Origin of the sequence: Streptomyces sp. NBC_00490, assembly GCF_036013645.1 — a bacterium.
Lineage (GTDB): Bacteria > Actinomycetota > Actinomycetes > Streptomycetales > Streptomycetaceae > Streptomyces > Streptomyces canus_F.
Map to the genome: position 1 here is coordinate 7,890,195 of NZ_CP107869.1, position 24,557 is coordinate 7,914,751.

The 24,557-nt window shown below is 71.6% G+C and carries 18 protein-coding genes and 1 pseudogene; 8 read left to right on the forward strand and 11 right to left on the reverse strand.

Going from position 1 to position 24,557, the window contains the following annotated elements; translation table 11 throughout:
• Positions 1–3: 3 nt before the first annotated feature.
• Positions 4–1,503: a family 43 glycosylhydrolase gene (locus tag OG381_RS35975; RefSeq protein WP_327720173.1), complete on the reverse strand. Its 1,500-nt coding sequence runs from the start codon at positions 1,501–1,503 to the stop codon at positions 4–6.
• 204 nt (positions 1,504–1,707) lie between these two features.
• Here OG381_RS35975 and OG381_RS35980 point away from each other — a divergent pair, with 204 nt between their 5' ends.
• Positions 1,708–2,115 (forward strand): (2Fe-2S) ferredoxin domain-containing protein, encoded by a 408-nt coding sequence (locus OG381_RS35980; protein WP_327720174.1) that lies wholly within the window; start codon positions 1,708–1,710, stop codon positions 2,113–2,115.
• Positions 2,116–2,166: 51 nt separating this feature from the next.
• On the opposite strand, the gene OG381_RS35985 is transcribed toward OG381_RS35980, so the two are convergent.
• Positions 2,167–2,640 (reverse strand): Lrp/AsnC family transcriptional regulator, encoded by a 474-nt coding sequence (locus tag OG381_RS35985; RefSeq protein ID WP_327720175.1) that lies wholly within the window; start codon positions 2,638–2,640, stop codon positions 2,167–2,169.
• A 79-nt stretch (positions 2,641–2,719) separates the two neighbouring features.
• Here OG381_RS35985 and OG381_RS35990 point away from each other — a divergent pair, with 79 nt between their 5' ends.
• The 3 genes and pseudogenes from OG381_RS35990 (at position 2,720) to OG381_RS36000 (ending at position 4,884) form a co-directional block, all read left to right on the forward strand.
• Complete coding sequence (locus OG381_RS35990; RefSeq protein ID WP_327720176.1) at positions 2,720–3,760, forward strand: Glu/Leu/Phe/Val dehydrogenase dimerization domain-containing protein; 1,041 nt, start codon at positions 2,720–2,722, stop codon at positions 3,758–3,760.
• Positions 3,761–3,912: 152 nt separating this feature from the next.
• Positions 3,913–4,155 (forward strand): annotated as a pseudogene (locus OG381_RS35995) (SAM-dependent methyltransferase); the annotation flags it as partial.
• Between the two features lie 33 nt (positions 4,156–4,188).
• Positions 4,189–4,884, forward strand: coding sequence for an alpha/beta fold hydrolase (locus tag OG381_RS36000; RefSeq protein ID WP_327720177.1), 696 nt, complete (start codon positions 4,189–4,191; stop codon positions 4,882–4,884).
• Between the two features lie 3 nt (positions 4,885–4,887).
• Here the strand turns inward: OG381_RS36000 and OG381_RS36005 are convergent, their stop codons facing one another.
• The 5 genes from OG381_RS36005 to OG381_RS36025 form a co-directional block, all read right to left on the reverse strand.
• Positions 4,888–6,021 (reverse strand): FAD-dependent monooxygenase, encoded by a 1,134-nt coding sequence (locus OG381_RS36005; protein ID WP_327720178.1) that lies wholly within the window; start codon positions 6,019–6,021, stop codon positions 4,888–4,890.
• A 91-nt stretch (positions 6,022–6,112) separates the two neighbouring features.
• Complete coding sequence (meaB, locus tag OG381_RS36010; RefSeq protein ID WP_327720179.1) at positions 6,113–7,090, reverse strand: methylmalonyl Co-A mutase-associated GTPase MeaB; 978 nt, start codon at positions 7,088–7,090, stop codon at positions 6,113–6,115.
• On the reverse strand, positions 7,087–9,270 hold the full coding sequence (gene scpA, locus OG381_RS36015; protein WP_327720180.1) for a methylmalonyl-CoA mutase: 2,184 nt from the start codon (positions 9,268–9,270) through the stop codon (positions 7,087–7,089). Before scpA ends, meaB begins: the two co-directional genes overlap by 4 nt.
• Positions 9,270–11,078, reverse strand: a complete 1,809-nt coding sequence (locus tag OG381_RS36020; protein ID WP_327720181.1) for a methylmalonyl-CoA mutase family protein — start codon at positions 11,076–11,078, stop codon at positions 9,270–9,272. Before OG381_RS36020 ends, scpA begins: the two co-directional genes overlap by 1 nt.
• A gap of 92 nt (positions 11,079–11,170) precedes the next feature.
• Positions 11,171–12,325, reverse strand: a complete 1,155-nt coding sequence (locus OG381_RS36025) for a magnesium and cobalt transport protein CorA (protein WP_327720182.1) — start codon at positions 12,323–12,325, stop codon at positions 11,171–11,173.
• Between the two features lie 145 nt (positions 12,326–12,470).
• Between OG381_RS36025 and OG381_RS36030 the strand changes: the two genes are divergently transcribed.
• Complete coding sequence (locus tag OG381_RS36030) at positions 12,471–13,574, forward strand: winged helix DNA-binding domain-containing protein (protein ID WP_327720183.1); 1,104 nt, start codon at positions 12,471–12,473, stop codon at positions 13,572–13,574.
• A gap of 103 nt (positions 13,575–13,677) precedes the next feature.
• On the opposite strand, the gene OG381_RS36035 is transcribed toward OG381_RS36030, so the two are convergent.
• The 3 genes from OG381_RS36035 to OG381_RS36045 form a co-directional block, all read right to left on the reverse strand.
• Positions 13,678–14,469 carry a S1 family peptidase gene (locus tag OG381_RS36035; protein ID WP_327720184.1) on the reverse strand — a complete coding sequence of 264 codons (792 nt, stop codon included), beginning with the start codon at positions 14,467–14,469 and terminating at the stop codon, positions 13,678–13,680.
• A gap of 224 nt (positions 14,470–14,693) precedes the next feature.
• Positions 14,694–17,507, reverse strand: a complete 2,814-nt coding sequence (locus OG381_RS36040) for a helix-turn-helix transcriptional regulator (protein ID WP_327720185.1) — start codon at positions 17,505–17,507, stop codon at positions 14,694–14,696.
• A 144-nt stretch (positions 17,508–17,651) separates the two neighbouring features.
• On the reverse strand, positions 17,652–18,476 hold the full coding sequence (locus OG381_RS36045; RefSeq protein WP_327720186.1) for a helix-turn-helix transcriptional regulator: 825 nt from the start codon (positions 18,474–18,476) through the stop codon (positions 17,652–17,654).
• 114 nt (positions 18,477–18,590) lie between these two features.
• On the opposite strand from OG381_RS36045, the gene OG381_RS36050 reads away from it, so the two are divergent.
• Together OG381_RS36050 and OG381_RS36055 are read left to right on the forward strand one after the other, a co-directional pair.
• Positions 18,591–20,255, forward strand: a complete 1,665-nt coding sequence (locus OG381_RS36050) for an AMP-binding protein (RefSeq protein WP_327720187.1) — start codon at positions 18,591–18,593, stop codon at positions 20,253–20,255.
• Positions 20,252–21,838, forward strand: coding sequence for an AMP-binding protein (locus OG381_RS36055; protein ID WP_327720188.1), 1,587 nt, complete (start codon positions 20,252–20,254; stop codon positions 21,836–21,838). The genes OG381_RS36050 and OG381_RS36055 overlap by 4 nt, the downstream gene beginning before the upstream one ends.
• A 58-nt stretch (positions 21,839–21,896) precedes the next feature.
• On the opposite strand, the gene OG381_RS36060 is transcribed toward OG381_RS36055, so the two are convergent.
• The gene (locus OG381_RS36060) at positions 21,897–22,577 is read right to left on the reverse strand and encodes a hypothetical protein (RefSeq protein WP_327720189.1); all 681 of its coding nucleotides are present in this window, start codon (positions 22,575–22,577) and stop codon (positions 21,897–21,899) included.
• Positions 22,578–22,743: 166 nt separating this feature from the next.
• On the opposite strand from OG381_RS36060, the gene gcl reads away from it, so the two are divergent.
• Positions 22,744–24,522: a glyoxylate carboligase gene (gene gcl, locus OG381_RS36065; RefSeq protein WP_327720190.1), complete on the forward strand. Its 1,779-nt coding sequence runs from the start codon at positions 22,744–22,746 to the stop codon at positions 24,520–24,522.
• The last annotated feature ends 35 nt before the right edge of the window (positions 24,523–24,557 follow it).

A 24,557-nucleotide genomic window follows, 5' to 3' on the forward strand; every position in this document is an offset into this window, starting at 1 on the left:
GGATCAGGTGGTGGGGACGAGGCGCCACTGCTGGCAGGTGTTGTTCAGCCAGGTCCACTGGCGTACGTCGGCGCCGTTCGCGGTGGAGCAGTCGGCCACGTCGGCGACCTTGCCGGTGGACTCGTTGACGATCCGGACGTAGTCGCCGGTGGCGGTGAACACGAGCCGGAAGCGCTGGCACTTGTTGTTCAGCCACGACCACTGCCGGATGTCCGCGCCGTCCGCGGTCGAGCACTCGGCGACATCGGCGATCTTGCCGGTGGCCACGTTGACCAGCCGGCTGGTGTCGTCGCCCAGGTCCTCCAGCTTCCACTTCTGGTTGGTCCCGCCGTTGCAGGCCCACTGGAGGATGTTGGTCCCGTCGGCGGTGGCGCCGCCGTTCACGTCCAGGCACTTGCCGCTGTTGCGGTTCACGAGGGTGTACGACGTCGGGGTCGGCGCCGTCTCCCCGGAGGGGCCGGGCAGGGTGGTGCCGAGGGCGACCGGGGTGCCGAAGTTCGGGGTGCCGTCGGCGTTCCAGGTGAACTTCTGGGCGCGGGTGGTGCGTCCGTTGCCGCAGCCGCCGGTCGAGGACGAGTTGGCGTGGTAGACGATCCAGTTCTCGGTGCCGTCCGGCGAGGTGAAGAAGCCGTTGTGGCCCGGCCCGTACACGCCGCCCGCGTCACTGCGCTGGAAGACCGGCGTCTGCTTCTTGGTCCAGGAGGCGGGGCTGAGCGGGTCGGAGCCCGTCAGCTCCAGCTGGCCGAGCTTGTAGTCGGCGGTCTGGCAGGAACTCGCGGAGTAGGTGAGGAAGGTGCGGCCGCCCCGGTACAGCGGCTCGGGCCCCTCGTTGACGGGGCTGCCGGACCGCTCCCAGTCCAGGGTCGGGCTGGAGATGATTGAGAAGGTGTTGCTCGCGAGGGTGTACGGGTTGCTCATCGGCGCGATGACGAGGCTCTGCGTACTGCCGTTGATGAACCCGCTGCCGACCAGATACAGCCTGTCATTGGCCTTCAGCACGCTCGCGTCGATCAGCCAGCCGCCCGGCGTGAGGTTGGAGCCGGTCAGCGACCCCTTGTAGGTGTACGTCCCCATCGGGTCGGTGCCGGAACTCTCCAGCACATGCGTGCGCTGCGAGTCGCAGCAGGCGACACCGCTCTGGCCGGCCGAGTAGTACAGGTACCAGTGGCCGTCGAGGAAATGCAGCTCCGGCGCCCAGATGTTGGTGTTGCGCGTCGACGTGGTGTCCGACCACACCTGCACGCTGGGCGCGGTGGCGAGGCCCGCCAGCGTCGGCGACTTGCGGATGCCGAGGATGCCGGTGAACGTCGTGGTGACCAGGTAGTAGTTGCCGTCGTAGTACTCCAGCCAGGGATCGGCGCCCTTGGCCGACTTCAGCGGATTGGTGTACGGGCGACCGTCCGCCGCCGACGCCGGCTGGGTCGCCGACACCAGGGCGAGCAGGAGGGTCAGCACGCAGAGAAGCAGAGGTCTGCGGCGTTTCCCGAGGCGAGTCCGAACCATACGAGACCGTCCCTGTCCGTAATTTCGAACGCAGTTCGTTATGTCGGTCAGAAGATAGGAGTGGGGCATGCCCCCGTCAACGCTTTCGTCACAGGAGCCTTCTCCGGTCCCGAGATCGCCCGGGCGGAGTTGCGGGGCAGGCGGCGGTGTGTGCATCTTGATCGCCGACGGTGTCGCGTGGGCGCCCACGGGGAGGGGACAGAGTTGAGTCCGGTCGTGTTCGGGGCCGCGGCCTCACGGCCCTGCACGCTCGTCGTGTGCCGGGGCTGCTGCTGCGGCAGCGCGAGCAAGTATCCCGACGTCGACCATCAGTGGCAGCTCGACCGGTTGCAGGCCGCCGCCGCGGAGTCCGGCGGCCGTCTCGCCGTCCGTACGACCGACTGCCTCGGCCCGTGCGACCAGGCGAACGTCCTCGTGGTCCAGCCCTCGGGAGAGGGGCGCCGCCGCGGCGGCCGCGCCACCTGGGTCGGCTGGTCCGGCGACGACGACTGCACGGACGACGTCCTGACCTGGGCCGCGGCAGGCGGCCCCGGCGTGGCGCAGCCCCCGGCCACGCTCACGCTGCAGTTCATACGACCGCCCCGCCCCGAAGTCCGACGAGCCCGCCGCTGACCCCGCCCGGCGGGGCGGTCCGGGGCCCGCGGGTGCTGCCGAACTCCGCGCTCAGGGCGCCGGGTTCACCTCGGCCAGTGGCTCCAGGACCGGGTTGGTCAGGTGCTGGAAGATGATCGAGGTCCGGAAGCTGACTATCTCGCGCCGCTCGGTGAACCGTTCGAGCAGGAACGCGTGCAGATGCTCGATGTCCGGGGCCGTGACGTGGACCAGGAAGTCGTCGCTGCCCGCCATGGTGTACACGGACAGCACCTCCGGCAGGCCGGCCACCGACTGCTCGAACGCCGCCACCACCTCCCGGTTCAGCGGCCGCACCTGCGCCGAGACCATGGCCTGCACACCGCGGTTGAGCGCCGGCAGCGCGACCCGTGCGTGATAGCCGCGGATCACCCCGCGCCGTCTCAGCAGCCGGATCCGCTCCAGACATGTGGACGGGGCGATGCCCACCTTCTGCGCGATGGCACGGTTCGGTTGCCGCGCATCCTCCTGAAGATGCCGCAGGATCGCCGTATCAAGTTCGTCCACGATCGCCTCCTCATACCTGATTCCGAAGGAAATTCGGCATGTTCCCCAAGAGACGGAACATGAACCTAGCGTCCGGGCCATGACGCAGACACTCGAACACGAAGAGGTGCGGATCCGCCGCGGCCCCCGCTCGGGGCTCCCCTTGATCGTCGCCATCCACTCCCGTGCCCTCGGCCCCGCCGTCGGCGGCTGCCGGATGCGGCGCTACGACAGCTGGCGCGACGGACTCGCGGACGCCCTGCGGCTGTCCGAGGCGATGACGTACAAGTGCGCGGTCTCCGGGCTGGACTTCGGCGGCGGCAAGAGCGTGGTCGTGCTCGACGCGGACCAACACGCCGAGCCCGGACCGGAGTTGCGTGCGGCCGCGCTGGCCGACCTGGGCGAGTTCATCGCGTCCTTCGACGGGACGTACCGCGCGGGACCCGATGTCGGCACCTCGCCCGTGGACATGGTCGCCCTGCGCGGCTCGACGCCGTACGTCTACTGCCTGCCCGAGGAGCACGGCGGCACCGGTGACTCCGGTGTCCCCACGGCGACCGGGGTGCTGGCCGCCCTGCGCGGGGGCGCCGAGCACGTGTTCGGGGCCGCGTCGTTCGCCGACCGCACGGTCGTGGTGAGCGGCTTCGGTTCCGTGGGGAGCCGGGTCGCGGCGGGTCTCGCGGCCGACGGCGCCCGCGTCCTCGTCTCCGACGTGGACGGGACCAAACGGGACGCCGCCCGTCGCGCGGGGTTCGGGTGGGTGGAGCCCGGTGACGTCCTCGGCACGACGGCGGACGTCCTGGTCCCGGCCGCCGTCGGCGGAGTGCTCACCCCGGAGACGGCCGCCGGGCTCGACGTACGGCTGGTCGTGGGCCCCGCCAACAACCAGCTCACCGACGACACCGTCGCCGACGTCCTCGCGACCCGCGGGATCGTGTGGGTGCCGGACTTCGTCGCGAGTGCGGGCGGGGTCGTGTACACGCTCGGCCGGGAGAGCGAAGGCCTGGACCACGACGCCGCCGTACGCCAGGTCGAGGGGATCGCCGACACCGTACGACTGCTGCTGAAGGGCGAGAATCCGCTGCGGGAGGCGAAGACGCTCGCCGCCCGGCGGATCCTGGCGGCGAAGCGGTCGGCCTGACCCCGTCCGACCACTGAGGCACCACCGAGCAGGGACGGCTCTCCGGCATCCCGGCCGCACCCGTGACCGCCGCCGGTCCCCGGACGCCCTTCGCGGGTGCGGTCCTCGCGGCCGCCCAGGTCGGCTTCGGCGCCGCGCCGACGCTGGCGCGGCGACTGGGGTTCGACACCTACGACGTGGCCACGCAGCGGATGAGTTCGCACCATGTGAGCGTGGTCGACGGGCGCGGGACATACGACGAGATCCCTTTCCGCTACGTGTGGCCCGCCGAACTCGACCTCATGGCACAGCTCGCCGGACTGCGGCTGCGCGAACGCTGGGAAGGGTGGACGAGGGACCCCTTCACCAGCGACAGCGCCGGCCATGTTTCCGTATGGGAGAAACCCGCGGACTGACCGCGGCGAACCCACCGGCACGAAAGGCCCGACGTGCGACTCCACACCCGTGAATGGGACACCGGCGACAGAACCGCCCTGCTCGTGCACGGCATCATGTCCGACTCCCGTACCTGGCGCCGCGTCGGCCCGGCGCTCGCCGACCACGGCTACCGGGTCATCGCGGTCGACCTGCGCGGCCACGGTCTGTCGCCGCGCGGCGAGTACAGTCCGCGGCACTTCGCCGACGACCTCGTCGACACGCTGCCGACGGGAGCCGACCTCGCCGTCGGGCACTCCCTCGGCGGGCTGAGCCTCTCCCTGGTCGTGGAGCGGCTACGCCCGCTGCGGGCGGTCTACTCGGACCCCGCCTGGTCGGCCCGCAATCCCGAACAGCCGCTGGACACCGAGGCGTTCGCGTCCGCCAAGAACCTCACCCGCGAGCACATAGCGCGGATCAACCCGCACTGGGCGGCCGAGGACATCGACGTGGAGGCGGCCACGCTGGCGGACTGGGACGCGGACACCTCGTACTTCCTCGACGGCCGCCCGCTCACCGGCTTCGTCCCCGACCGCCCGGCCGTGCCCTCCCTGGTCCAGCTCGCCGACCCCAGTCACCTGGTCGGCGACGACGACGTGGTGCGGCTGCGGGCGAGCGGTTTCGAGGTCCGTACGGTGACCGGCGCGGGACACACCATCCACCGCGACGACTTCGACGGGTTCATGAAGTCCCTCGACGGCTGGATCTGACGCTCACCCGGAGACGGCCGTGCCCCAGTCGAGGAGCCGGGGGAGGTCCTCCTCCCGGGGCCGGGGGACCGTACCGCCCCGGCCTCCGCGGGACAGACTCCCGCTGACCACCGTGTTGTGCTCCACACGCGGGCGGCGCAGCGCCTCGTACAGGGCGAGCCCGGTGCCGGTGTCCGGCGTGTCGCGCAGGGACTTCGCGAGCACGACGGCGTCCTCCAGGGCCATCGAGGCGCCCTGCCCGGTCGCGGGGGAGGCCGCGTGGGCCGCGTCGCCGACGAGCAGGGTCCGCGCGGAGCGCCAGGGGGTGCCCGGAGGTATCTCGGTGGCGTTGGTGACCAGCACCTCGCCGGCGCCGGGTCCAGTGGCCGCCACGATGTCCGCGGCGGGGCCGGTGTCCCGGCGCAGCAGCGACACCAGCGGGTCGCGCCATCCGCCGCGGGTCAACTCCTCGGCGGTCAGCGGGTCGTCGGTCACGCGGGCGAACCAGTAGGTCTCCCCGTCGGGCGACACCGTGTACCCGAAGGCGGCCTCGCTGCACCGCACCATGGTGAACTGCCCGTCCTCGCCGGGCGGTCGGGCGTCGCGCGTCATGCCGTAGAAGACGCGCTGGGCCGCGTAGACGGGGCGGACGTCGGGCGCTATGGCCTTCCGGACGGTGGAGTTGACGCCGTCGGCGCCGATGAGGAGGTCGCCCGTCGCGCTGCTGCCGTCCGTGAAACGGGCGGTGACGCTGTCGGGGCCCTCCTCTACGGAGGCGAGCCGAACGCCGTGCCGGACGGGGACGCCCCGGCGGGAAGCCTCCTTCTGCAACGCCGAGTTGAGGTCGCCGCGGCGCAGGCAGCGAAACCGCAGGAGCGGGTCGTCGGCCTCGCCGAGCGGGCCGTTGGCCACCTCAGCGCCCTTTGCGTCGAGCAGCCGCATCGAGCGCAACGGGAAGCCGATCGCGGTGACCGCGTCGGTGGCGTCGATCTGCGCGAGCGCCCGCATGCCGTTGCCGGCCAGGGTGAGGAACGCGCCCAGGTCCTCCGCCGAGTCGGGATGCGCCTCGTGCACTTCGACGTCGAAGCCCGCCTTGTGCAGGGCGAGCGCCGTCGCCGTACCGCCTGTTCCACCGCCGATGACCAGGATGCGCGCCATGCCACGACCGTACACGCCGAGGTCAACTGAACTTCGGAGCAGGGAGGTTGAGCGCGCGCCAACAGGTCACCCCCGCCCTCTGAGGGCGGGGTCAGCTCTCCCCGAACGCTCCGAGGATCCGCTCCGCGGCCAGCGTCGCCGTCAACTCGCCGTTCCTGACCTGCTGTTCGAGCCCGGGCGCCAGCGCGCGTACCGCGGGATCGGCGTGCAGCCGGCCGAGGAGCTCGTCGCGAACCATGCTCCACGTCCAGTCGACCTGCTGGTCACGGCGCTTGGCGGCGAGCCGCCCGGTCGAGTCCAGCAGGGTGCGGTGCTGCTCGAGCCGCTCCCACACGGTGTCCAGGCCCGTCGACTCCCGCGCGCTGCAACTCAGCACCGGCGGCGTCCAGAACGCGTCCTTGCCGTGCATCAGCCGCAGCGCACCCGCCAACTCCCGGGCCGCGGCCTGCGCGTCCCGCTGGTGCGGGCCGTCCGCCTTGTTCACCGCGATCACGTCGGCCAGCTCCAGGACGCCCTTCTTGATGCCCTGGAGCTGGTCGCCGGTACGGGCGAGGGACAGGAGCAGGAAGGAGTCGACCATGTTCGCCACGGTGGTCTCGGACTGGCCGACGCCGACCGTCTCGACCAGGATCACGTCGTAGCCGGCCGCCTCCATCACGACCATCGACTCGCGGGTCGCCTTGGCGACGCCGCCGAGCGTGCCCGCGCTGGGGGAGGGACGCACGAACGCCGCCGGGTCCACGGCGAGGCGCTCCATCCGGGTCTTGTCGCCCAGGATGGAGCCGCCCGTACGACTCGACGACGGGTCGACCGCGAGGACGGCGACCCGATGGCCCTGACCGGTGAGCTGGGTGCCGAACGCGTCGATGAACGTCGACTTGCCCACCCCCGGCACGCCGCTGATCCCGATCCGCCGGGCCCGGCCGCTGTGCGGGAGCAGCTCGGTGAGCAACTCCTGTGCCAGCGCCCGGTGCCGGGGCCGGGTCGACTCGACGAGCGTGATGGCGCGGGCGACGAGCGCACGCTTGCCGTCGAGCACACCCTTCACATACGCGTCGACATCGATCACAGGTCGTGCCCGAGGTCGTCCGACAGTCGCTTGACCAGGTCGTACGCCGCGTCCGGGATCACCGTCCCCGGCGGGAAGACGGCGGCCGCGCCCATCTCCAGGAGCGTGGGAACGTCCTGCGGCGGGATCACCCCGCCGACCACGATCATGATGTCCTCGCGGCCCTCCTCGGCCAGCTGCTCCCTGAGCGCCGGTACGAGGGTGAGATGCCCCGCGGCCAGCGAGGAGACGCCGACGATGTGCACGTCCGCCTCGACGGCCTGCCGGGCCACCTCGGCCGGCGTCTGGAACAGGGGGCCGACGTCGACGTCGAAGCCGAGGTCGGCGAAGGCGGTGGCGATGACCTTCTGGCCGCGGTCATGGCCGTCCTGGCCCATCTTGGCGACCAGGATGCGCGGCCGTCGGCCCTCCTCCTCGGCGAAGTCGGACACCAGGGCGCGGGTGCGGTCCACGGACGGGGACTCGCCGGCTTCGTTGCGGTACACGCCGGAGATCGTACGGATCTGGCTCGCGTGCCGCCCGTACACCTTCTCCAGGGCGTCGGAGATCTCCCCGACGGTGGCCTTGGCGCGGGCCGCGTTCACCGCCAGTTCCAGCAGGTTGCCCTCACCGCCGGCCGCCCGGGTGAGCGCGTCCAGCGAGTCCTGGCACGCCTGCTCGTCCCGCTCCGCGCGCAGCCGCCGCAGCTTCTCGATCTGCTGGGTGCGCACCGAGGAGTTGTCGACCTTGAGGACGTCGATCTTCTCGTCGGTCTCGACGCGGTACTTGTTGACACCGATCACCGGCTGGCGCCCGGAGTCGATACGGGCCTGGGTACGGGCCGCCGCCTCCTCGATGCGCAGCTTGGGGATGCCCGCGTCGATGGCCTTGGCCATGCCGCCCGCCGCCTCGACCTCCTGGATGTGCTGCCAGGCCCGGCGCGCGAGGTCGTACGTCAGCTTCTCCACGTACGCGCTGCCGCCCCACGGGTCGATGACCCGGGTCGTGCCGGACTCCTGCTGGAGGAGGAGCTGGGTGTTGCGGGCGATGCGCGCCGAGAAGTCGGTGGGCAGCGCGAGCGCCTCGTCGAGGGCGTTGGTGTGCAGCGACTGGGTGTGGCCCTGGGTGGCGGCCATCGCCTCGACGCAGGTGCGCGTGACGTTGTTGAACACGTCCTGTGCGGTCAGCGACCAGCCCGAGGTCTGCGAATGGGTGCGCAGGGACAGCGACTTGGCGTTCTGCGGGTCGAACTGCTTCACCAGCTTCGCCCACAGCAGGCGGGCCGCGCGCAGCTTGGCGATCTCCATGAAGAAGTTCATGCCGATCGCCCAGAAGAAGGAGAGCCGGGGTGCGAACGCGTCCACGTCCAGGCCCGCCTCGCGGCCCGCCCGGATGTACTCCACACCGTCGGCGAGGGTGTACGCCAGCTCCAGGTCGGCCGTCGCACCGGCTTCCTGGATGTGGTAGCCGGAGATGGAGATGGAGTTGTAGCGCGGCATCCGCTGCGAGGTGTACGCGAAGATGTCGGAGATGATCCGCATCGACGGGGTCGGCGGATAGATGTAGGTGTTGCGGACCATGAACTCCTTGAGGATGTCGTTCTGGATGGTCCCGGCCAGCTTCTCCGGCGGTACGCCCTGTTCCTCCGCCGCGACGATGTACAGCGCGAGGACCGGCAGCACGGCGCCGTTCATCGTCATCGACACGGTCATCTTGTCCAGCGGGATGCCGTCGAACAGCTGCCGCATGTCGTAGATGGAGTCGATGGCCACGCCGGCCATGCCGACGTCACCGGTCACCCGCGGATGGTCGCTGTCGTAACCGCGGTGGGTGGGCAGGTCGAAGGCGATCGACAGGCCCTTCTGGCCGGCCGCGAGGTTGCGCCGGTAGAAGGCGTTGGACTCCTCGGCGGTGGAGAAGCCCGCGTACTGGCGGATCGTCCAGGGCTGGTTGACGTACATCGTCGGGTAGGGGCCGCGCAGATACGGGGCCGCGCCCGGGTAGGTCGCCAGGAAGTCCAGGCCCTCCAGGTCCTGCCCGGTGTAGAGGGGCTTGACCGGGATGCCCTCCGGGGTCTCCCACAGCAGGTCGTCGCCGCCGGCCGCCTTCTTGAGCGCCGCCTGCCACTCGTCGGCGCCGCCGGCGGGGGCCGGGGCCCCCAGTTCGATCCCGGAGAAGTCGGGGACGGAGGGGGTGGTCATCAGGACACTCCCATGCGGTCGAGGGTGGCGGACAGGACGGCGACCGCGTCACAGCCCGCGAAGACGTACGAGTCGACACCGGTGTACTGCCCGGGCCGCCCCGCGAGGGACACATGCGAGGCACCGGCGGCCCTCAGCTCGGCCGCCGCACTCTCGGCCCGCTCCTCGTACAGGGCGTCGCTGGAGCACAGACAGACCTCGCCGGCCCCGCTGTCCTCGAACGTGCCCCCGGTGACGGGCTCGATGCCGCCCGCCTGGAAGAGGTTGGCCGCGAAGGTGAGCCGGGCGGTGTGGGCGGCGGCCGGACCCAGGGCCGCCAGGAAGATCCTGGGCCGGGCGCCGGTCGCGGCCAGATGGGTGTCGGAGCGGGCGCGCAGCGCCTCGTACGCCTCGTCGCGCCGGACCCGGGGCAGACCGCCGGACGGCGGCTCGGGCGCGGGCTCGCGCACGACGGGCTTCTCGCCCAGGTTCGGGAACTCGCTGACGCCGGTGATGGGTTCACGCCGCTTGGCGAGCTTGGCGCTGCGCGCGGCCCAGGTCTCGGCGAGCCGGTCGCGGAGCAGTCCGGAGCGCAGGGCGGCCGCCTGGCCGCCCGCCCGCTCGATCTCCTGGAAGAACTCCCAGCCCGCGTGGGCGAGTTCGTCGGTGAGCCGCTCCACGTACCAGGAGCCGCCCGCCGGGTCGATGACCCGGGCCAGGTGCGACTCCTCGATGAGGATCGTCGAGGTGTTGCGGGCGATGCGCCGTGCGAACGCGTCCGGCAGCCCGAGCGCGTCGTCGAAGGGCAGCACCGTGACGGACTCGGCGCCGCCCGCACCGGCGGCCAGCGTGGCGATGGTCGCGCGCAGCATGTTCACCCACGGGTCGCGGCGCGTCATCATCACCGGTGAGGTCACCGCGTGCTGGAGCTGGGCCCCCGCGCCCGGTGCCCCGCAGGCCTCGGCGACCCGGGCCCACAGCCGGCGCGCGGCCCGCAGCTTGGCGATCGTCAGGAACTGGTCGGCGGTCGCCGCGTACCGGAACTCCAGCTGCCCGCAGGCCTGTTCGACGCTCAGCCCGGCCTCGGTGAGGAGCCGCAGATACGCGACACCGGTCGCCAGTGAGGCGCCGAGCTCCTGCGCGGCCGAGCCGCCGGCCTCGTGGTACGGCAGCGCGTCCACGGTCAGCGCCCGCAGCCCCGGGTACTCCCCGGCGCACTGCCGGGCGAGCGCGGCCACCGGCGCGACGTCCTGGCGCTGCCCGGTACGGGCCTCGTGGCCGAGCGGGTCGGCGCCCAGATTGCCGCGCGCCGCCTCCCTGGCGACGCCCCGCTCCTCGTACAGTCGCAGCAACTCGCGTGCGGCGGGCTCGAGTTCGGTTCCGGCATCGAGGACGACCGGCGCCAGGTCGAGGTAGACGCCGTCGAGGACGCGGCCCAGCGACGCCACCGGGATGGCGCCCTCACCGACACCCAGCCACAGCGAGCCGACGCCGTTCTCCAGGTCGGCCAGGACGGCGGCGCCGTCGGCCGCCGTGTGCCGCTGCCGTACGTCCCAGCCGCCGACCGTGTTCCCTTCGGGACGCCCCGCGCGTACGAAGGGGGCGAAACCGGGCAGGCCGGGGTCGGGCGCGGCATCGGGCGCGGAGTACAGAGGCCGGGTGCGCAACCCGTCCTCCAGCGCGGTGGACAGGGCTTCCTCGGCCGCGGAGTCCTCGACGTCCTTGCCCGCCTTGCGCAGGACACCCGCCACGAGGCGCTGCCACTGCTCGTGGGGAACGTCAGGGAACTCACCGGCCAGCTCAAGCCCGTCGTCAGGCAGGACCGTCATGCGTCGGATGCTAGGCCAGCGGGCTCCAGCCGGAGCAGAGGAACGCCTGTGACGTTTCCCTCGCGGATACTGTGACGCCGCCCACCTGCCCGTTAGAGCCAGTCCCGGCGCTTGAAAATGACGTACAGACTGACGCAGACCACGCCCATCAGACCGACCGCGAAGGGGTAGCCGAAGCCCCAGCTCAGTTCCGGCATGTGGTCGAAGTTCATGCCGTAGATCGTCCCGACGAGGGTGGGGGCGAACAGGATCGCCGCCCAGGACGAGATCTTCTTGATCTCCTCGTTCTGCTCGAACCCCGCCTCCGCCAGCGCCCGCATCTCCGCGTTCTGCTGCTGGGTGACCAGGGTCGCGTTCACCGTGAGGATCTCGGTGAGGGCCAGGCGGAAGCCGTCGACGCGTTCGCTGGTGTGGGTGACGTGGTCGGCGACGTCGCGGAGGTAGCGCTGGAGTTCGTCGTCGGTGCCGTATTTGGAGAAGCCGGCCATCAGACCGTGCAGCATGCCGACCAGGGGGCGGGTGGCGCGCTGGAACTCGACCATTTCGCGGGAGAGTTCGTAGATACGGCGGGAGACTTCCGGGTCGCCGCGGAAGACCTCCGTCTCGATCTCGTCGACGTCGTTCTGGACCCCCGACACGACCGGCAGATAGCCGTCCACCACCGCGTCCAGGATCGCGTACAGGACCGCCTCGGGACCCAGCTTCAGCAGCTCCGGCGTCTCCTCCATGCGGCGGCGCACCGCGGACAGATCGGGCGCCGCGCCGTGCCGGACCGTGATGACGAAGTCGGGGCCGAGGAAGACATGCAGCTCGCCGAAGTCGACCTCCTCCGAGGCGTCCAGATAGCGGGCCGCGCGCAGGACGACGAAGAGTGTGTCGCCGTAGCGCTCCAGCTTGGGCCGCTGATGGGCCTCCATCGCGTCCTCGACCGACAGCGGGTGCAGGTCGAACTCGGCGGCCAGGGAGAGGAGTTCGGCCTCGGTGGGGCGGGCCAGACCGATCCACGCCATGCCCGAGGGCTGCTCGCGCAGCTCACGGAAGGTGTCGGCGAGGGTCGCGGGGGAGGAGACCCGGACCCCGTCCCGGTACAGGGCCGCCTGGACGACGCTCGCCTGCTCGGGTTCCGCCTGTGCCGCCTCGGCCCGCCGGGCCGACGGCTGCTCCGGCGGGGGCGGTGAGGTCAGGGCACGGCGCCAGGCGGACCTTCCCCCGCTCTTGGAGGTCGGACGGGCGCGTCGCTCGGCCATCGCGGCTGCCTCCCGGATCGAGCCGACGGCTGGGTGATCACGGGCAGGATATACGGGACATACGGCGTCGGCGTGTCCGCGGGAGGCGGGAACCGGTGAGAGTTGCGGACAGAAGGTGTCCGCAAGCCTCCGTAACGTGTTCCCCATGACGAAGACGACGGCCCCCGTGCTCGACACCCGCGCCCTGAACCGCGCGACCCTCGACCGGCAGCTGCTGCTGCGCCGCGCGGACCTGTCCGCCGAGGCGGCCGTCGAGCATCTGCTCGGCCTCCAGGCCCAGAACGTCAAACCCCCGTACTACGCGCTCGCGGCCCGCCTCGACGGCTTCGCGCCCGAGGAGCTGTCCGCCCTGATGGCCGACCGCGAGGTCGTCCGCATCGTCACCATGCGCTCCACCATCCACACCCACACCGCCGAGGACGCGCTCACCCTGCGCCCGCTGGTGCAGGCCGCCCGCGACCGCGAACTCACGCTGTTCCGCAAGGGGCTCCAGGGCGTCGACCTCGACCGCCTCGCCGCCCTCGCCCGCGACCTCGTCGAGGCCGAGCCCCGCACCATGAAGCAGCTGCGCGAGGAGCTCCTCGCCCAGTGGCCGGACGCCGACCCGCAGGCCCTCGGGATCGCCGCCCGCTGCCGGCTCCCGCTCGTCCAGGTCACCCCGCGCGGACTGTGGGGCAGGAGCGGGCAGGTCGCCCTCACCACCGCCGAGCACTGGCTGGGCCGCCCCACCGAACCGGCCCCGGCACCGGACGCGACCGTGCTGCGCTACCTCGCCGCCTTCGGTCCCGCCTCCGTCAAGGACATGCAGACCTGGGCCGGACTGACCCGGCTGCGTGAGGCCTTCGAGCGGCTGCGCCCGCGGCTGGTGACCTTCCGTGACGAGAAGGGTGTCGAGCTCTTCGACCTCCCCGACGCTCCCCACCCCGACGCCGGCACCCCGGCCCCGCCCCGCTTCCTGCCCGAGTTCGACAACCTCCTCCTGTCCCACGCCGACCGCACCCGCGTGATCCCGCCCGCGTACTGGGGGCGCAGCTGGGTCGGGAACATGGCCTACAGCACCCTCCTCGTCGACGGCTTCCTCGCCGGGGTCTGGAAGCTGGAGGAGAACGCGCTGGTCGTCGAACCCTTCGGCACGCTCACCAGGGCGCAGCGCGAGGAGGTCACCGAGGAAGGGGAGCGGATGCTGGCCGTCATGCACCCCGGGTCGTCGTACGACATCCGCTTCGGGACCGTCGTACGGGAGTCCTGAGGGACGCCTGGCGGACATGGATAGGGGGCGCTGCGGGCCGCTCGTGGAGGCCCGCAACGCCCCCTGGTATTTCACCTGAGGGGTGCTCAGGAGAACTTCCGGGTTATGAGTTGACCTGCGTGGTCACCAGGCTCGAGAAGGTGGTCAGCCGGGTGTAGACACCCGGGTAACCGGCCTGCGCGCAGCCCTCTCCCCATGAAGTGATCCCTGCCAGGACGCCCCCGATGAGCAGGGGACCGCCGCTGTCGCCCTGGCAGGTGTCTGTGCCGCCGGAGGTGTATCCGGCGCAAACCATGTCGGACGCGATGAAGTCCGAGCCGTAGCTGCTCGCGCAGCTGGTGTTGGAGACGATCGGCACCGTCGCGGTGCGCAGCTGGTTGGACGAGCTGCCGCCCGCCGACGTGGTGCCCCAGCCGAGGATGCGGGCCGTGGTGCCGGCCGCGTACACGCTGGTCTGGGACGAGGAGACGTACGACGCCGGGGTGTACGACATCGCCGTCGAGAGGGTGAGGACGGCCACGTCGTCACCGTTGGTGGCGTCCGTGTAGGACGGGTTGATCCAGATCTTGCTGACCCGGCTGACCGTGCCGTTCGTGCCGTTGAGGTAGGTGCGGCCGCCGACGACTCTCACGCTGCTGGTGGTCTCGCCGACCATACAGTGGGCCGCGGTCACGACCTTGGTGGAGGAGACCAGGGTGCCGCCGCAGAACTGGTTCTGCGAGGCGTCCGTGATCTGCATCATGAAGGGGTACGTGGTCGTCGTGGTCGTCGTACCGCCGACGATGGGCTGGGGAGCGGCGACGGCGTTGGGGGCGCCGATCAGTGCTGTCGCTGCGGCGGCAGCGGTCGCCGCGAGGAGCGCGGCGGTCTTCTTTGCGCGGTCGAGCCCGAACATGAGTCTCCTCAGTGGGGGTTGCCGGTGGGGTTCGCGCGGGTGTGGGGGGTGGAGCACGGGGGTCGCGGGACCGACCCCCGTATGCCCGGGCGAGCGGCACGTTCATAACCTAGAACTCGGAAGTTCCCCTTCCCAATGAGGGAACCCCCTAGGGGAGTTGGACAGGGAAAACCCTCGATGGGAGCACGGCAAACCCCGCGCGGGCCACGAGGACCCGCGGCCCGTCACTCGGTACGGCGGCCCGCCGCCAGTCGGACGATGTCCACGCGTGACCGGATCCCCAGCTTGCGGTAGACCCGGGTCAGGGTCGCCTCGACCGTCTTGACGCTGATGAACAGCCGGGCGGCTATCTCCCGGTTGGTCGCGCCCTCCATGACGAGCGCGGCGACCTGACGCTCCATCGAGGCGAGGCCCTCCAGGGCGTCCGCCGTCGGTACGGGCGCGGGCTGTTCCGGTGCGACCGCCGGCCGGGCGGTCGCCGCGTCCACCTGGCGCAGCCAGGGCAGCGCCCGGCAGCGGCGGAACAGCCGTGCCGCCTCGTCGTACGACGTCGGTCTGGGCAGCCTGGTGCGCAGCTGGACCACCGCGAAGGCGGTACGGGCCTCCTCCAGGCCGTAGCCCAGCTTGGCCAGCCGGTCCTGCACCGACGTCAGCCGGGCCAGCGCGGCCTCGTGTTCGCCCCGTGCGGCCCGCACCAGGGCCTCCGCGCGGTCCACCACCGCGAGCACGCTCTCGCGGCCGAGCCGCAGCGCCTGCTCGCGGGTCACGTCGACGACGTCCTGCGCCTCGCGCAGCTCCCCGATCCGCACGAGGGCCTCGGCGAGGTCGCCCTGCCAGCGGCCGCGCGCCGGGTCGGTGATGCCGAGACCGTCCTCCAGCTCCCGCACCCGGCGCAGCGAGCGCACCGTTCCCTCGGCGTCCCCGGCCACCAGCTGGGCGTAGCCGAGGGCGGCGAGGCCGCGGGAGACGTACATCTGGTCGCCGTCCCGCTCGGCGTGCTCGACCGCCTCCCGGGCCAGCTCCAGTGCCCGCTCCACGTCGCCGCCGGAGGCCTCGCAGAGCGAGGTGAGCACGGCGGAGGCCACCTCGCCGATGCCGGTGTCCCGGGCCAGCATGAGGCTCTCCCGGGCGAGGTCGAGGGCGCGTCCGCAGTGCCCGGAGCGCAGCTCGGTCTCGGCGACCCCGCGCAGGAAGTGCACCTCGCTCTCGACGGACCCGCGGCGCTGCACCTCGCGCAGCAGCCCGGTGACCGTCGCGCGCGCCTCGGACAGCTGGTCGCTCATGATCAGCCAGCGGAACCGCGAGTAGCCGGCCCCGTTGTGATGGCACGCCACCCTCGGGTCCTGGGGTTCCGTCAGCGCGCGCTTGATGGTCGCGGGGGCGTCCGGATGGCCCATCAGGGTCTCGATCTGGGCCTGGAAGGCGAGCGCCATCAGCTCGTTGTAGCGGTCGTCGGCCCGCGCGGCCAGCGCCGCCGAGTGCGCGGCCTCCTCGCGGGCCTGGTCGAAGTCGCCGTCCACCAGCAGGGCCCGCCAGGTCAGCTGGTAGTGGATCAGGGCGAGCAGCTTGGGGTCCTCGCCGGCGTCGGCGAGGGCCTGGGGGAAGACCGAGTCGACCTCCGTCATGGCGTGGCCCGCCGTGTCGATCACGATGATCCAGGCCCGTACCCGGTCCGCGGGCACGGTCGCCCGGGTGAGCACGTCCCGGGCGATGTCCCGGGCGAGGTCCAGCTCGCCCGCGGTGATCGCGTCCTCGGCGGCCTGGAGCCGGCGCGCGTCCGGATCCGGGGTGCCGTCGGCCGGGGTGTGCCGGGCGGCGAGCAGTCCGAGGGAGGCGGCGACCGAGGGGGCCCCGCGGTCCCGGGCGAGGGCGGCGGCCTCGGCGAGGCTGTTGGCGGTCCTGGGGTCGGTGCCGGTGGTGGCCAGGGCGAGGTGCCGGGCCCGCTCGATCGGGTCGGAGGCCGCCTCGGACAGCGCGGCGTGCGCGGCCCGCCGTTCGTGCGCGGGTGCCTCCGCGTACAGCGCGGCAGAGATCAGCGGATGCGCGAACCGTACGGCGGGCCCCTCGGGATCGGTGGCCAGCAGTCCGAGCGCCGCCGCCTGGGCGGTCTCGGCCTCCGCGTTCTCGCGGCCGGCCGCGCGCAGCAGGGCGGGGGTGGGGCGGGCGCCGGCGCTGGCGACGAGGAGGGTGCGGCGGGCTTCGTCCGAGAGCATCTCCAGCCGGTTCAGGACGAGGGTGCGCAGCGAGGTGGGCACGGGCAGCGGCTCGCCCGGTCGGGGCGGGGTGGGGTTCTCGCTGAGGGCTCGGCCGAGTTCCAGGGCGAAGAGGGGGTTGCCGCCGCTGGTGCGGTGGATGTCCCGGACCGTGGAGCGGGGCAGGCCGGTGTAGCCGCGGTGGCCGAGCAGTTCGGAGACCTGGGTGCGGGTGAGCGGATTGACGCGCAGGGCGAGGGTGTCCGGCGGGGACGCGCGTAGATGACGGTCGTACTCCTGGCCCTCGGTGCGGACCGCGCACAGCATGCGCACAGGTGTCTCACCGAGGCGCCGGGCGGCGAAGCCGAGGAGCTCGGCGCTGGCCGAGTCCAGCCACTGCACGTCGTCGGCGACGATCAGCACCGGCCCCTCGGCGGCGAGCGCGCGCAGCGCCGACAGCACCGCGAGGCGCAGGGCGAGGCCGTCGCGTTGCAGGGTGGACTCGCCGCGGCCGGTGAGCGCCGACTCCAGGGCGGTGAGCTGGGCCGCGGGCAGTTTGCCGGACACCTCGTCGAGGACCAGACCGAGCAGATCGGCGAGGGCGAGGAAGGGGAGGTGGGATTCGGACTCGGTGGCCGAGCAGCGCAGGACGGTGCGGGCCGCGCCGCCGTTTTCCGCGGCCAATGCCCGCAGGACGGTCGACTTTCCTATTCCGGCGGGGCCGTGCAGGAGCACGCTGCCGCCCCGGGTGAGCTGCTCACGGGCCTGGCCGAACACCTCGTCCCGGCCGATGACCAGGTCAGGGCGGCATCTGGCAGGCTCCTTGAAGTCCCGTCGCACGGTCACCGCTCCCCTCGTGTGTCGTGTCCGGGCCAAATTCTAGGCAAGGTCTCTTTGAAATTCGGACCGACGACGCGGTGAGGGAAATAACAACCTTGCAGCATGGAGAAATTCAAAGTGCCGTTCTATGAATGAATTGTCAACGGTGTGTTACGGCAGCACCCCCGCCCGGCGCGCCGCCACCACCGCCTCCCCGCGGGTGTGCGTCCCCAGCTTCCGCATCGCCGAGCGCAGATAGCCCTTGACCGTCTCGGGCCGCAGCCCCAGCCGCTCGGCGGTCGCCGCGTTCGTCGCCCCCGCGGCCACACAGGCCAGGACGTCCAGCTCACGGGGTGCGAGAGCGATCTCCTCGGCCGGTGCCCGGGGGGCGAGGAGGCCGCAGGCGTCCAGCAGTTCGGCCCGCAGCGCCGGATCGGTGATCCGCGGCGCCAGGGCCCGCAGGGCCGCATGCGCTTCCCGCACCTGTTCCCGGCCCACGGGGTCGACCGCGCGGGCCGCCTGCGACGCCTCCACCAGCCCCCGCGCCTCGTCCCGCACCACCAGCGCCTGCTCCACGTCCCGCGCCGCGTCCACCACCGCGCTGAGCGTGCGGTCGCCCAGCGGCTGGGCGGTGCGCAGCGCGCCGTAGAGCACGCCCCGCACCCGGCGTCGTACGACCACGGGCACCGCCACGATCGCCCGCAGCCCCTCGGCGGCGACCGGCAGGTCGTACTCGTGGCTGATCTGCCGTGAGGAGGAGTAGTCCGTCACCGCGCAGGGGCGGGCCAGGGCGACCGCCTTGCCGCCGAGGCCGCTGCCGGAGACCACCGCCAGGGAGCGGAGCGCGACCGTGGCCGTGCCGCTCAGTTCACTGATGCGCATCCGCGGCCGCCCCGGCTCCACCAGCCCGCCGAAGGCGACGGGCAGCCCCGTCGTCCGCCGCAGCCGCGCCAGCGCACCGCGAATCTCCACCGTCCCGGCCGTGTCCACCGCCACGCGTTCGTCCCTTCGCTGCAGCGCACACCCCCGTTCGGGGGTAGTGAGACCTGCATCACGGATTACACGATGGCAGAGAGCCGCCCGGCAATGGTCCGGCACAGAGGAGAAGACATGACGACGGCCGCCTTCCGCAGCGCGCGGGACTTCCTGCTGCAGCATCGCGAGGACTACGCGACGGCCTACGACGGCTTCGGCTGGCCCCGCCCCGACCGCTTCAATTGGGCGCTCGACTGGTTCGACGTCATTGCCGAAGGGAACGACCGGACCGCCCTGCACATCGTCGAGGAGGACGGCAGCGAGATCCGGCTCTCCTTCGCGGAGCTGTCCGAGCGCTCCGACCGTGCCGCCAACTGGCTGCGCGCGCAGGGCGTGGGCGCCGAGGACCGCATCCTCGTCATGCTCGGCAACCAGGCCGAACTGTGGGAGACGGCCCTCGCGGCGATGAAGCTCCGCGCCGTCGTCATCCCGGCCACCCCGCTGCTGGGCCCCGCCGATCTGCGCGACCGGGTCGAGCGCGGCCGGGTCCGCCATGTGCTCGTACGCGCCGAGGACACCGCCAAGTTCGACGACGTGCCCGGCGGCTACACCCGGATCGCGGTCGGCGGCGCTCCCCGGGACTGGCGCCGGTACGAGGACGCCTACGAGGCCTCCCCGCGGTTCACACCCGACGGCGAGACCCGGGCGGACGACCCGCTGATGCTCTACTTCACCTCGGGCACCACCGCCCGCCCCAAGCTGGTCGAGCACACCCACACCTCGTACCCGATCGGGCACCTGGCCACCATGTACTGGATCGGTCTCAGGCCCGGTGACGTGCACCTGAACATCTCCTCGCCCGGCTGGGCCAAGCACGCCTGGTCGAACCTCTTCGCGCCCTGGAACGCGGAGGCGACCGTCTTCATCCACAACTACACCCGCTTCGACGCGGCCCGGCTGATGGCGGAGATGGACCGTGCGGGCGTCACGACCTTCTGCGCCCCGCCGACCGTCTGGCGCATGCTCATCCAGGCCGACCTGACCCAGCTGCGGACCCCGCCGCGCGAGGTGGTCGCCGCGGGGGAGCCCCTCAACCCCGAGGTCATCGAGCAGGTGCGCCGGGGATGGGGCGTCACCATCCGGGACGGCTTCGGGCAGACCGAGACGGCCGTCCAGGTCTCCAACAGCCCCGGCCAGCCGCTGAAGACGGGCTCCATGGGGCGGCCGAGCCCCGGCTACCGGGTGGAACTGCTGGACCCGGTCAGCGGGGCTCCCGGCGCCACCGAGGGCGAGATCGCGCTGGACCTCTCGGCGCGACCGGTCGGGCTGATGACCGGCTACCACGGCGACGCCGACCGTACGGCGGAGGCGATGGCCGGCGGCTACTACCGCACCGGTGACGTCGCCTCGCGCGACGAGGACGGATACCTGACCTACATCGGCCGCAGCGACGATGTCTTCAAGGCCTCCGACTACAAGATCAGCCCCTTCGAGCTGGAGAGCGCCCTGCTGGAGCACGAGGCGGTCGCCGAGGCGGCCGTCGTGCCCGCGCCGGACGAGCTGCGCCTCGCCGTGCCCAAGGCCTATGTCGTCCTCGCCGAGGGCTGGGAGCCCGGGCCCGACACCGCGAAGGTGCTCTTCGAGCACTCCCGGGACGTCCTCGCCCCCTACAAGCGCGTCCGCCGGCTGGAGTTCGCGCCGCTGCCCAAGACCGTCTCCGGCAAGATCCGCCGGATCGAGCTGCGCGAGGCCACGGCCGCCGGCTCGGACGCCGAGTACCGCGAGGAGGACTTCCGGTGACATCCCTGTCGTACAGCCACGGAACGAGCGGGACTTCGCTGCTCGGTGACACGATCGGCGCCAACCTGGACCGGGCGGTGGCGAGTTGGCCGGACCGCGAGGCGCTCGTCGACGTGCCGTCCGGGCGGCGCTGGACGTACGCCCGGTTCGGCGCGGCCGTCGACGAGTTGGCGTACGCGCTGCTCGCGAGCGGTGTCGCCAAGGGTGACCGGGTGGGCATCTGGGCGGTCAACTGTCCCGAGTGGGTGCTGGTCCAGTACGCCACAGCCCGCATCGGCGCGATCATGGTGAACATCAACCCGGCGTACCGCACCCATGAGGTCGAGTACGTCCTCAACCAGGCCGGGATCTCCCTCCTCTTCGCCTCCCTCGCCCACAAGACCAGCGACTACCGGGCGATGGTGGAGGAAGTGCGCGGCAGGTGCCCGCAGTTGAGGGAGACCGTCTTCATCGGGGACCCGGGCTGGGACGCGCTGATCGCGCGCGGGACGCCGGTGCCGTTCGAGGAACTGTCCTGCGACGACCCGATCAACATCCAGTACACCTCGGGCACGACGGGCTTCCCCAAGGGGGCGACCCTCTCCCACCACAACATCCTCAACAACGGTTACTTCGTGGGCGAGATGATCGCCTATACCGAGCAGGACCGGATCTGCATCCCCGTGCCCTTCTACCACTGCTTCGGCATGGTCATGGGCAACCTGGCGGCCACGTCCCACGGTGCCTGCATGGTGATCCCGGCCCCGTCCTTCGACCCGAAGGCCACCCTGGAGGCCGTCCAGCAGGAACGCTGCACCTCGCTGTACGGCGTCCCGACCATGTTCATCGCGGAGTTGAACCTCCCCGACTTCGCGACGTACGACCTGTCCTCGCTCCGCACCGGGATCATGGCCGGCTCGCCCTGTCCGGTGGAGGTGATGAAGCGGGTGGTCGGCGAGATGAACATGGCCGAGGTGTCGATCTGTTACGGCATGACGGAGACCTCGCCGGTCTCCACGCAGACCCGGCGCGACGACGACCTGGAACACCGCACGGGCACGGTCGGCCGGGTCCTGCCGCACGTCGAGGTGAAGGTCGTCGACCCGGCCGGGGTGACCCAACCCCGGGGCGTGGCGGGGGAGTTGTGCACCCGCGGCTACAGCGTGATGCTCGGCTACTGGAACGAGCCCGAGAAGACCGCCGAGGCCGTCGACGCCGGACGCTGGATGCACACGGGTGACCTCGCGGTGATGCGGGAGGACGGCTACGTCGAGATCGTCGGGCGGATCAAGGACATGATCATCCGGGGTGGCGAGAACATCTACCCGCGCGAGATCGAGGAGTTCCTCTACGCCCACCCGAAGATCGCCGACGTCCAGGTCGTCGGGGTCCCGCACGAGCGCTACGGCGAGGAGGTCCTCGCCTGTGTCATCGCGCGCGACCCGGCGGATCCGCCGACGCTGGCGGACGTGCAGGCCTTCTGCGAGGGGCGGCTGGCCCACTACAAGGTGCCGAGCCGGTTGCAGGTGCTGGAGTCCTTCCCGATGACGGTGTCAGGGAAGGTCCGGAAGATCGAGCTGCGCCAGACATACGCGGCGGGCTAGCCCCGGCGCACGGGGGGCGTGGGCGGCGTCCGGGGATTCCGTGGCCTGCCCCGCCGCCCTACGCGCCCGTTGAGTCCAGGTCGTCCGCCAGGGTGTTCACCGGCTGGGGGGTGCCGGTCAGGTCGAGGACGAAGAGGGGGACGCCGAGGGTGTCGGCCACCGCGCGGGCCTCGGTGGCGTAGCCGGACAGGGAGAAGTAGACGCAGGTCGCGGACTCCGTCATGGCCGTCAGCCACAGGCACTCCACGTCCCGCAGGGAGGCCGGACGGACCGTCGGGTCGACCTGGGCGAGCAGGCCGCGGGCGGCGATGCCGATGCCGTTCGGGGGGCGCTGGTCGGCGCGGCGGATGTCGCGGTAGCCGAGCCAGCGCAGATACAGGGCCGCCGCCGTGACCGCGTCGCGCGCGGTGCGGATCGTCACGGGCTGGAAGGCCCGCCGCGGGGCCGGCTCGGCCCGCTCGAGGGCGGCGCCCGCCGCGACCGGGACCCGCAGCACCGTCCCGCACGGGCAGCCCAGCTCCGGGTGCGGCCACTCGCCCGCGCGGCCGCAGGAGGCGCACAGCACGGTGACCCAGTCGTCCTCCCAGGAGCGCTGCGAGACCGCCGTCGCCCGGGCACGCGGATCCAGCGGCGGCACCACGGGTGCGCCACACACGCACGGATACTCCGGCGCCGTGAAGAGGTGCTCGCGCCGGCAGACCGGGCAGCGCACCGCCACGCTCTCGGACATGGAGCCCATCGTCCTCCAGGAGGCCCCCGCTTGTCCGTCTCTTGACGACCTACGCCTGCCCACTTACATTGCTTCCAGATAGTAGAAATTACTTTCCGCATTACGGAAGTACTCACGGCGGGGCGCGACGGGAGTACACGTCCGACAGCCGAAGCAGGAGTACTCAATGGCTCGTATGACCGCTGCCCGTGCGGCAGTCGAGATCCTCAAGCGCGAAGGCGTCAGCAACGCGTTCGGCGTGCCGGGCGCGGCGATCAACCCCTTCTACGCGGCGCTCAAGGCCTCCGGCGGGATCAACCACACCCTCGCCCGCCATGTCGAGGGCGCCTCGCACATGGCCGAGGGGTACACACGCACGCACCCGGGGAACATCGGCGTCTGCATCGGCACCTCCGGCCCGGCCGGCACCGACATGATCACCGGTCTGTACTCGGCGATCGGGGACTCGATCCCGATCCTGTGCATCACCGGCCAGGCCCCGACCGCCCTGCTCCACAAAGAGGACTTCCAGGCCGTCGACATCGCCTCCATCGCCAAGCCGGTCACGAAGATGGCCGTCACCGTCCTGGAGGCCGCGCAGGTTCCCGGCGTCTTCCAGCAGGCCTTCCACCTCATGCGCTCCGGGCGTCCCGGGCCGGTTCTCATCGACCTGCCGATCGACGTCCAGCTGACCGAGATCGAGTTCGACCCGGAGACGTACGAACCGCTCCCGGTCTACAAGCCGGCCGCGAGCCGCGCCCAGATCGAGAAGGCGCTCACCTTCCTCCTGGAGTCCGAGCGTCCGCTGATCGTCGCCGGCGGCGGCATTATCAACGCCGACGCCTGCGACCTGCTGGTCGAGTTCGCCGAGCTCACCAACACCCCGGTCGTGCCCACCCTGATGGGCTGGGGCGCCATCCCGGACGACCACGAGCTGAACGCCGGCATGGTCGGCCAGCAGACCGGTCACCGCTACGGCAACGCCACGTTCCTGGAGTCGGACTTCGTCCTCGGCATCGGCAACCGTTGGGCCAACCGGCACACCGGCTACAAGCTGGACGTCTACCGCGAGGGCCGCACGTTCGTCCACGTCGACATCGAGCCGACCCAGATCGGCAAGATCTTCGCCCCGGACTACGGCATCGCCTCCGACGCCAAGGCCGCCCTCGAACTCTTCGTCGAGGTCGCGCGCGAACTCAAGGCCGCCGGCAGGCTCCCGGACCGCTCCGCGTGGGTCGCCTCGCACCTGGAGCGCAAGGGCTCGCTGCACCGGCGTACGCACTTCGACAACGTGCCGATGAAACCGCAGCGCGTCTACGAGGAGATGAACAAGGCGTTCGGACCCGACACCCGTTACGTCACCACCATCGGCCTCTCCCAGATCGCCGGCGCGCAGATGCTGCACGTCTACAAGCCGCGCCACTGGATCAACTGCGGCCAGGCGGGACCGCTCGGCTGGACCATCCCCGCGGCCCTTGGTGTCGCCACCGCGGACCCGGAGGCCCAGGTCGTCGCGCTCTCCGGTGACTACGACTTCCAGTTCATGATCGAGGAACTGGCGGTCGGCGCACAGCACCGCATCCCCTACGTCCACGTCCTGGTGAACAACGCCTACCTGGGGCTGATCCGGCAGGCGCAGATCGGGCTGGACATCAACTTCCAGGTCAACCTGGAGTTCGAGAACCAGAACTCGCCCGAGCTGGGCGTGTACGGCGTCGACCACGTCAAGGTCGCCGAAGGGCTGGGCTGCAAGGCCATCCGCGTCACCGAGCCGGACCAGCTCCTGCCGGCCTTCGAGGAGGCCAAGAAGCTGGCCGCGCGGTACCGGGTGCCGGTCGTCGTCGAGGCGATCCTGGAGCGCGTGACCAACATCGCGATGAGCCCGACCGCCGACATCAGCGCGGTGAAGGAGTTCGAGGAGATCGCGACCGAACCGGGCCACGCGCCCACCGCGATCATCCCGATCAGGGCCTGACCGGCCGCACAGCTCAACCGCTCTGCCGAGGGGGC

Coding starts and splice junctions, on each gene's coding strand:
- OG381_RS36005 (WP_327720178.1), bottom strand. CDS start 6,021: ATGGCGCGCATCCTGGTCATCGGCGGTGGAACAGGCGGTACGGCGACG.
- gcl (WP_327720190.1), top strand. CDS start 22,744: ATGACCGCTGCCCGTGCGGCAGTCGAGATCCTCAAGCGCGAAGGCGTC.
- OG381_RS36050 (WP_327720187.1), top strand. CDS start 18,591: ATGACGACGGCCGCCTTCCGCAGCGCGCGGGACTTCCTGCTGCAGCAT.
- OG381_RS36060 (WP_327720189.1), bottom strand. CDS start 22,577: ATGGGCTCCATGTCCGAGAGCGTGGCGGTGCGCTGCCCGGTCTGCCGG.
- OG381_RS36025 (WP_327720182.1), bottom strand. CDS start 12,325: ATGGCCGAGCGACGCGCCCGTCCGACCTCCAAGAGCGGGGGAAGGTCC.
- OG381_RS35975 (WP_327720173.1), bottom strand. CDS start 1,503: ATGGTTCGGACTCGCCTCGGGAAACGCCGCAGACCTCTGCTTCTCTGC.
- OG381_RS36020 (WP_327720181.1), bottom strand. CDS start 11,078: ATGACGGTCCTGCCTGACGACGGGCTTGAGCTGGCCGGTGAGTTCCCT.
- scpA (WP_327720180.1), bottom strand. CDS start 9,270: ATGACCACCCCCTCCGTCCCCGACTTCTCCGGGATCGAACTGGGGGCC.
- OG381_RS36030 (WP_327720183.1), top strand. CDS start 12,471: ATGACGAAGACGACGGCCCCCGTGCTCGACACCCGCGCCCTGAACCGC.
- OG381_RS36035 (WP_327720184.1), bottom strand. CDS start 14,469: ATGTTCGGGCTCGACCGCGCAAAGAAGACCGCCGCGCTCCTCGCGGCG.
- OG381_RS35990 (WP_327720176.1), top strand. CDS start 2,720: ATGACGCAGACACTCGAACACGAAGAGGTGCGGATCCGCCGCGGCCCC.